We start from the raw sequence: 6,465 nt of genomic DNA, 5'->3' as shown, positions 1-6,465 counted from the left end.
GGATCGTCAACGGCCATCCAAACAGCAACATCGATGAGCTGCTTCCGTGGGCCTATTGCCGTCACGACCTCAAAGCCGTGGCCTGAGAACGACGCTTACCATCAAGCGCAGAATTGCTTGCATGAGGCTGAAAGGGCGACACGTGAGGTGGACAGGGAGGCGTGGCTGAAGCTTGGGGAAGAATGGATGGAGATGGCGCGCAAGGCGCGACGACAAGGGCCCTCCAAACACTAGGGCATCGATCCCGGGCTCAGCACCTCGTATTCAAAGGCTACGCCCTCCGGATCGTTCTCATCGAGCCAGACCTTGGCAGCTTCCTCAGTCGCGAACACCATCAAGCTCTTTGCCCTGGTCGTAGATCCAGACGGTCATTGATCCCTCTTCAGCTTGAGCCGGCCCCAATGGGGTGCTTTCCCCTTCGGATTCAACTCGGGGATATAGTGGCGGTTCAATGCCCGCATGACCCCGATCCGGGCAAACATCGTCGGGCCGCCACCTTCCGCCACCAGGATCAAGGCCTCCATCGCCGCTTGCCACTTCGGCGCCTCGTGCTCCTTCTTCGGCAGGGCGGCGATGTACTCGCCGGCATCCATCAGCGTTCCCAGTTCGCGGCCTTCGACCACAATCGGCTCCTCGAAAGGCCGCCCCCAGCCCTTGATCATTGCTTGTTTCGGTACCCCATGATCGCGAGATGCGGATTGCCCCGCTCGAAGTCTGGCCGAACGTCGGCGCCCCGTCCACCGCAGCCGCGGCAGACAAACCGCGGCTTCCGTCACCGTCCATTTGGCGTTCCCGGCGCGGGTCTTACGCGCCGCCGCAGCACGAGTTATGTGCTGCGCCCAATAAAAGGCCGCAGCGGCGGACCACTGCGGCCAGCCGGGTAAAATGAAAACGTGAAATATGGAGCCAGCCCCGGCGGAAGTAGCCTATCGCTACTCCGCTGGTGGCAATGTCGGCAATGTTACACTTGGGAAAAAAATTAACCGTCAGTTTGGCTGACCGAGGCGAGAAACTCGCCGACGGGGCTGGCGGACCGCGAGCTCTCGGCCTCGGTCAAGTGCAGGGCCGCCGCCATCGCACAACGATAGTCTGCACCTGATCGCGCAATGTGAGCGTTAAAACAATATCGGAATTCGGCGGCTTTCCCAAGCTCAGCGCTTCTCATGTAGCGCACCAACAGCGCACTTCACTTCCCTCGCAATCTTCACGGCGACTTGCAAACGCTTAGGAGACTCGTTGCCCAACGACGATTTCAATCGCCAGATTTCTACCTGCCATTCAAGCTCAGGCGCCAACTAGCGACAGCCATCGCGCAGGAAGCTGGCAGGCTAGCGTGAGCAATGACGCTATCGATCAGGGAGCGTGATTGATCACAGCAAGGACCCCGTCGACGAAAGCCTGGCATTCGGCGTGGGTCTTGAATGTGCCCTTATATTTACCGAACAGAAAGACGGTTCGTCCGTGGCCCTTCCCGAAGAAGTATTGGCCGACGTGCTTGCCAGATTCGTCTTTGAGCTCAATGCAATCGATGTTTTGCGCTACCTTGAGGTCGGTCGCGGGAAGTTTGATTTTCACAAAGTGTCTCCGCGGGATTGGACCGCCGCCTAGGTTAGCGCGCCAATGCGCGGAAGCCCGACAGCAGATCTTGGCTGGGCGGCAGCAACCGTACGTGGGTCCCGCTCTCGTGCAACTCAAGCCAGCCCTTCTCAACTGCGTGCTTGATGCCGACGCCGAACTCCGGCCCGGTGGCACCGAGCTTGTACAGAAAAGGCGCGTTGAGCTTTTCGATGTGAATGCGACCGTCCTGGACGGCTTCGATGCCCGCGGCGATCTCGACGAGCTTTCGCGCGGCGGCTTCTGGATCTGTGTAGAGCCGGCTCTCGGCGTGCTTCATCGGTAAATCTTTCCTGCTTGCGCGGCGTAGATGTGGGCGCGATGCGGGTAGCTCTCCACCGGCTTCCAGCTATCGAATACGGTCCCGCAGACGCAGCGCATCAGCGTGTTTCTGATCTCGCTGTCGAGCTTCTCGCCACGTGCGCGCTTGGCCTTCATTTCGGCGCGCCAGTCGCGATCGTTGCGCCATTCGGCGAAGGCGCTGTCGGGGATGCACGGCAGTAGCTCCGACCACGCGGACTCGAACTCCTCGCGCGCGGCTTCGAAGGTCTCGGCCGTTCCGTTGCGGTGCTGGCCCGGCTCTAGACCGGGATAAAATCCGCACGGCCAGCCCCACTGATCGGCGGCTGTCGGCACTCCAGCGCGGGAGCCGATCGTGCCTACACGGACGTCGCCGAAATAGATCTGCCAAGTCTTCTGGTGGGTATTGTCGCTCCGGCGACGGGTGAGGGCGGCGTCGTTGGTCATGACGGAGCATAGGCGCTAGCCGGACGCCGAGCCAGCCGCTGGGACTTGCGGGTCAAGCTCCGTCGATCACAATGGATTGGTCAATAGAGCGTTTGGCTCTTGCATGTCGCCAAGGGTGCCGACCGTACTCGGAATGTCGGAACGGCGGCCTTCCGGATGAGTTGCCCTTAACGCCAAACTAGGGCCTTCGCTATGGATTTTCGGAAAATTACCTTGGCCATCATCGCGATCTTAGCTTGCGACTCTGCCGCACTTGCGGGGGGTGGGCGTGAAGCTGGAGTGGCTGGGGCAAACCCTCCTGGTGGTGCGAAGCACCGCCTCTTCATCATCCGCCGCCCGCTTCCAATACAGGGGCCCGCGTCTAACGGCACCGTAGGCACCGGTCCGCCAAACGCGTCAAGCTCCATGATCAACTCGCGGATCGACAGCAAGTGGTAGAACGCGGGCTCATTGCGAAAATCGTAGTGCGATCTTCCTTCTTCTATGTGCATCGTACACGAAACGGCCCCACGGAAGGCCTTGCTCTGCGCACGTTTGCATCGCGCAGCTCCTTTAGCTTTTCACCACACCAGCAGATAAACGGCGGCCCCGCCGCCCTAGGTCGCGCCCCCGCAGTCCGCACTGCCGCGCTTCTTTATGATCGTGTAGCGGGCTTCCACGGACGCCTGGCTGCGGCCCAGCGCTTCCGCAATTGTGCTGAACGATGTTCCACTCTCGCGCATCTGCAAGATCTTGGTTTCGTCCTCTGAAGTCCAACTCGCAGAACTTTTGGTTGCTGAAGTGCGGGCCATGCAAATTCCTCGATCGAGCAATGTTCTGATTTTTCCGGATATCGTGGACCTAAATGTGGCGCAGCTCGCTCACCCCTGGGGGCGCGCAAGCATCTCCAGCGGCTTAGGTTCGCCCGCTGTCGTGCCGAGCGGCGGTATCGAGGAATGGTCCTCTGACGACGCGAAGGCCACAGCGAATTCAATCGCTGCGGCCCGCGCCAGGTCAAAAAAGAACGGGGTGAAAAAGATCTAAGTGAAATATGCAGCCAGCCCCACGCTGGCGTATATGGCCCCGGCTTTTCTCGCGCAAACCAAAACGGATATTTCCCTTAATAGACCGAAGAACTGTTGTGCAAACGACACTTCCGTGCACGGAATGAGAAGTCAGTGCATCCCGTGCGCCGATCAGCCGGACATAGGTCTAAAGCTTTCCTGCCTGCTCGGCGTAGATGTGGGCGATGCGGGTAGTTCTCCACCGGCTTCCAGCTGTCGAATGTGGTCCCGCAGACGCAGCGCATCACCCGAGATCAAGGGCACGCGAAATTTTCCACTGCGCGCGAACTGCGCTTAGGCCGCGGCCGATTGATTGGAGGGCGCGCTGCAGATTGGCTTGAGCGACGAAGTTTAGTAATTTGTTGGCTGGCGACTTTGCCGAAGCGCTGCATGTCTCGATGTATTGGGGAGAGGTTCTTCATGAGAAATTTGATCGGCGTAGCGCTCATCGCTAGCTCCATGTCATTGGCGCTGATGGCAGCGCCGGCGACGTCGGCCGCAGCGCAACAAATCGTCAGTCAAGGAACAGGATGTTGCGGGACTGTCGATTTTACCCCGCGTCGCCGGCACATTGGGCGCCACCGAAGTATCGATCGGTCCTACGTTGGATTCTACTATCGCCCCTATCAGGTTCGCTCCTGCGCGTACGTGCAGCCGTACGGCCCTCAGTCATATCCATGCCATGGGCCGGTGCCGTACGCGTACGGATTCAAGTATGGTCCGCTGTGGTGGTGAAGGCGGAAGCTTGTCCATCCCCATTGATCGGCACGCCTGCGCGCGGGCCGATGGTCCCGACGCTGACATCGGTGAAGTAGCAAGTCTCCTCGTGCGGATTGTCACAGCGGCGACGGGTGAGGGCGGCGTCGTTGGTCATGACGAGAGGCGCTAGCCGGACGCCGAGCTATCCGCTGGATATCGCGGGCAGCGTCAGCGTCGATCGTAACGGATTGGTCAATGGGGCTGCGACGGGAGCTTTATCCGTAAAACCCGACGAAGAACCGAATGGCAAAAAAGGCCCCTGTGGCCGCGGCAGCGGTCACGGCTATCGCGAAGGTCATTCTCAGGCTCTCACTCATGGGTTCTCGCAGGAAGCGGCCCCCGCAGGGCAACGCGGAGGCCGCTGTTGGGACGCTGCCTCAGGGCGGGGATAGGGCCTGAAGCAGTACAGTAATGTTAGTGGGTCAGAGAGGTTCCTAAGCGCCACATAGCCCGAGCGGGCGGTGGATTGACATCGTTGACTTAGGACCGCCCAAACTCAAGCTGGGGCAGCACCTCGGCCGCGCCTTTATGACGGTTTTCCGGGCCAGTATTTCGAGTTGGTCGAAATCCAGTTCTTGGCGTCAGCTTCCGTCGCAAAGTCCCCAATGTGGGAAATCGGACCAACACCGGTTGTCACGGCGACAAACCAGCGACCGTCTTTTGCTATTTGAGGGTCGAAGCTGGGCGGGGGCTTTGGGACCCCCGCCGCTTTTTGGGTTGGTCGATCGTCGGTCATTTCTTCTTCAGATCAGGGCATGGCCGGATCAGCTAGTTAAATCGCAGCAACACGACGGGAGCCGCTAGCTGCGCTCTGCTTTCTTGCACGGCGAGCCGTCAGATCCACAGCCAGCCCGTTAGGCCCGCTAGCACGATCACTTCGACTTCGCCTTCAGCCCGAGCTCGACCAGGCGGCGGATGGATTCGGAAAGTGTCGGTTTATCAGACTGCTTCTCAGCCCAACTAACGATGGCTGCTCGGGTGGCAGGATCAGCTCGAAATCCCATGAGAGGAGTGATGCCCGTACGGGGCCGACCCATGACTTTTTGTTTAACAGGGCTTGCCTTCTTCATACTTTCTGTATAACACTAAAAGCAAGCCGAGGGGAAGCAGCAACTTCCGCCCCGGCTCTAACCCCAGCCAAGGAGTAACCCATGGCCAAAGCTAAGAAGCACAATACCACAACGGACCCGGTGTACGCCGCGATCGAGAAGCACAAGAAAGCAATGAGGGAGCTCCACGTAGCCCTCAGGCCGGTCGCCCGCAACAACGGCGACCGCGATCCTAAGAAGGCCAACAAGTACGGCGACCGCGAATGGGACGCCCGCGACGATCTGGCCGAGACCGTCCCGACAACCCTGCAAGGTCTTCTGACGTTGTTGACCTATATCAACGGAGTGACACGGGGAGAGTTGTCCCCGTCTGGCAGGCCGGACAATGCCTTCGAGACGTCCGACAACCTCATGGACGTTCTCGCCGGTGCCGAGAAGCTTTTGGCCGAGCAAATCGGGAGGCATGCATGAGTGATCATCAACGGCACCTCGAAGGTATCGACCGAAGCCTTGCCGACATTCAGGTCATGGGCCACATCGCAATCCGAGCCGCGCAGAATCTCCGGCTTTGCAAGGACGATTCCGATCACTATCTCCTGCCGGAGCAGGAGGCGTCGATACTGTTGTTCGGCGTTCACGACCTCTTGGACCGGATCGAGAAACTGAGAGCGAACCTCGATCCTGTCGAGGCTGCCGCCGAGCCTGCGAAGGCCGCCGAGACGGATGCGGGGACCCTCGCGGACACCTCCGACGACCGGACCCCGCACGAGATCGTCAGCGGCATGATGAACAAGAGCGACATCGACTGGGCTCTCCACCAGATCGAGCAGATGGTCATCATCGCGCGGCGATCGACCTGGGGGCAGAAGCCGAGCACCGATCTGGCCTATATCCTCATGCCGCGCGGGGACGTCCAATCCTTGGAGTACAGCCTCGGCGACATCCTGGATAAGGTGACCGCGCTTAAGGATGAATGGGCCAGCGAGCCCAACGTTGCGGGCGGCGACTAGGCCGCCGAGCCAATGCAAAAACACCAAAGCCCGGCCTCGCGCCGGGCTTTTTCATGGGGGAGGTCGAAGGCAACTATTGTGCGGATCTGCTCCGCGACAAACCGGGAGATTCCGGCGGGTTTATCGCGGCACGGAGGCGGGCGGTGACCTTGCCCCCAAGTTTTATCCAGTCCTGAGTTCGCCCCGGCTGTTGGATTTGCCCGGTTGGACGGTGGCAGCGGCGGGAGCCGGCGCGGAGCCCTC

Annotated in this window: 8 protein-coding genes; 3 read left to right on the top strand and 5 right to left on the bottom strand. The window is 60.2% G+C overall.

Going from position 1 to position 6,465, the window contains the following annotated elements; all coding sequences use genetic code 11:
* Positions 1–368: 368 nt before the first annotated feature.
* The 4 genes from CT676_RS42740 to CT676_RS42725 form a co-directional block, all read right to left on the bottom strand.
* Positions 369–662 (bottom strand): hypothetical protein, encoded by a 294-nt coding sequence (locus CT676_RS42740; RefSeq protein ID WP_135217262.1) that lies wholly within the window; start codon positions 660–662, stop codon positions 369–371.
* Between the two features lie 691 nt (positions 663–1,353).
* Complete coding sequence (locus tag CT676_RS42735; RefSeq protein WP_135217261.1) at positions 1,354–1,575, bottom strand: hypothetical protein; 222 nt, start codon at positions 1,573–1,575, stop codon at positions 1,354–1,356.
* Between the two features lie 34 nt (positions 1,576–1,609).
* On the bottom strand, positions 1,610–1,894 hold the full coding sequence (locus tag CT676_RS42730; RefSeq protein WP_135217260.1) for a hypothetical protein: 285 nt from the start codon (positions 1,892–1,894) through the stop codon (positions 1,610–1,612).
* Positions 1,891–2,361, bottom strand: a complete 471-nt coding sequence (locus CT676_RS42725; protein ID WP_135217259.1) for a hypothetical protein — start codon at positions 2,359–2,361, stop codon at positions 1,891–1,893. Before CT676_RS42725 ends, CT676_RS42730 begins: the two co-directional genes overlap by 4 nt.
* Before the next feature lie 693 nt (positions 2,362–3,054).
* Between CT676_RS42725 and CT676_RS42720 the strand changes: the two genes are divergently transcribed.
* Positions 3,055–3,384, top strand: a complete 330-nt coding sequence (locus CT676_RS42720) for a hypothetical protein (protein WP_135217258.1) — start codon at positions 3,055–3,057, stop codon at positions 3,382–3,384.
* Between the two features lie 729 nt (positions 3,385–4,113).
* On the opposite strand, the gene CT676_RS44665 is transcribed toward CT676_RS42720, so the two are convergent.
* Positions 4,114–4,278: a hypothetical protein gene (locus tag CT676_RS44665; RefSeq protein WP_167768348.1), complete on the bottom strand. Its 165-nt coding sequence runs from the start codon at positions 4,276–4,278 to the stop codon at positions 4,114–4,116.
* 1,036 nt (positions 4,279–5,314) lie between these two features.
* On the opposite strand from CT676_RS44665, the gene CT676_RS42715 reads away from it, so the two are divergent.
* Together CT676_RS42715 and CT676_RS42710 are read left to right on the top strand one after the other, a co-directional pair.
* A complete protein-coding gene (locus tag CT676_RS42715) occupies positions 5,315–5,683 on the top strand; it encodes a hypothetical protein (RefSeq protein WP_135217257.1) in 369 nt (122 codons plus the stop codon).
* On the top strand, positions 5,680–6,222 hold the full coding sequence (locus CT676_RS42710) for a hypothetical protein (RefSeq protein ID WP_135217256.1): 543 nt from the start codon (positions 5,680–5,682) through the stop codon (positions 6,220–6,222). The genes CT676_RS42715 and CT676_RS42710 overlap by 4 nt, the downstream gene beginning before the upstream one ends.
* Positions 6,223–6,465: the final 243 nt, after the last annotated feature.

Source organism: Bradyrhizobium sp. MOS001, assembly GCF_004634465.1.
GTDB classification, from domain to species: Bacteria; Pseudomonadota; Alphaproteobacteria; order Rhizobiales; family Xanthobacteraceae; genus Bradyrhizobium; species Bradyrhizobium barranii.
The sequence above is the reverse complement of the archived record's forward strand: the minus strand, read 5'-3'. Positions and strand labels throughout refer to the sequence as shown.

Coding starts and splice junctions, on each gene's coding strand:
- CT676_RS44665 (WP_167768348.1), bottom strand. CDS start 4,278: ATGACCAACGACGCCGCCCTCACCCGTCGCCGCTGTGACAATCCGCAC.
- CT676_RS42710 (WP_135217256.1), top strand. CDS start 5,680: ATGAGTGATCATCAACGGCACCTCGAAGGTATCGACCGAAGCCTTGCC.
- CT676_RS42740 (WP_135217262.1), bottom strand. CDS start 662: ATGATCAAGGGCTGGGGGCGGCCTTTCGAGGAGCCGATTGTGGTCGAA.
- CT676_RS42715 (WP_135217257.1), top strand. CDS start 5,315: ATGGCCAAAGCTAAGAAGCACAATACCACAACGGACCCGGTGTACGCC.
- CT676_RS42725 (WP_135217259.1), bottom strand. CDS start 2,361: ATGACCAACGACGCCGCCCTCACCCGTCGCCGGAGCGACAATACCCAC.
- CT676_RS42730 (WP_135217260.1), bottom strand. CDS start 1,894: ATGAAGCACGCCGAGAGCCGGCTCTACACAGATCCAGAAGCCGCCGCG.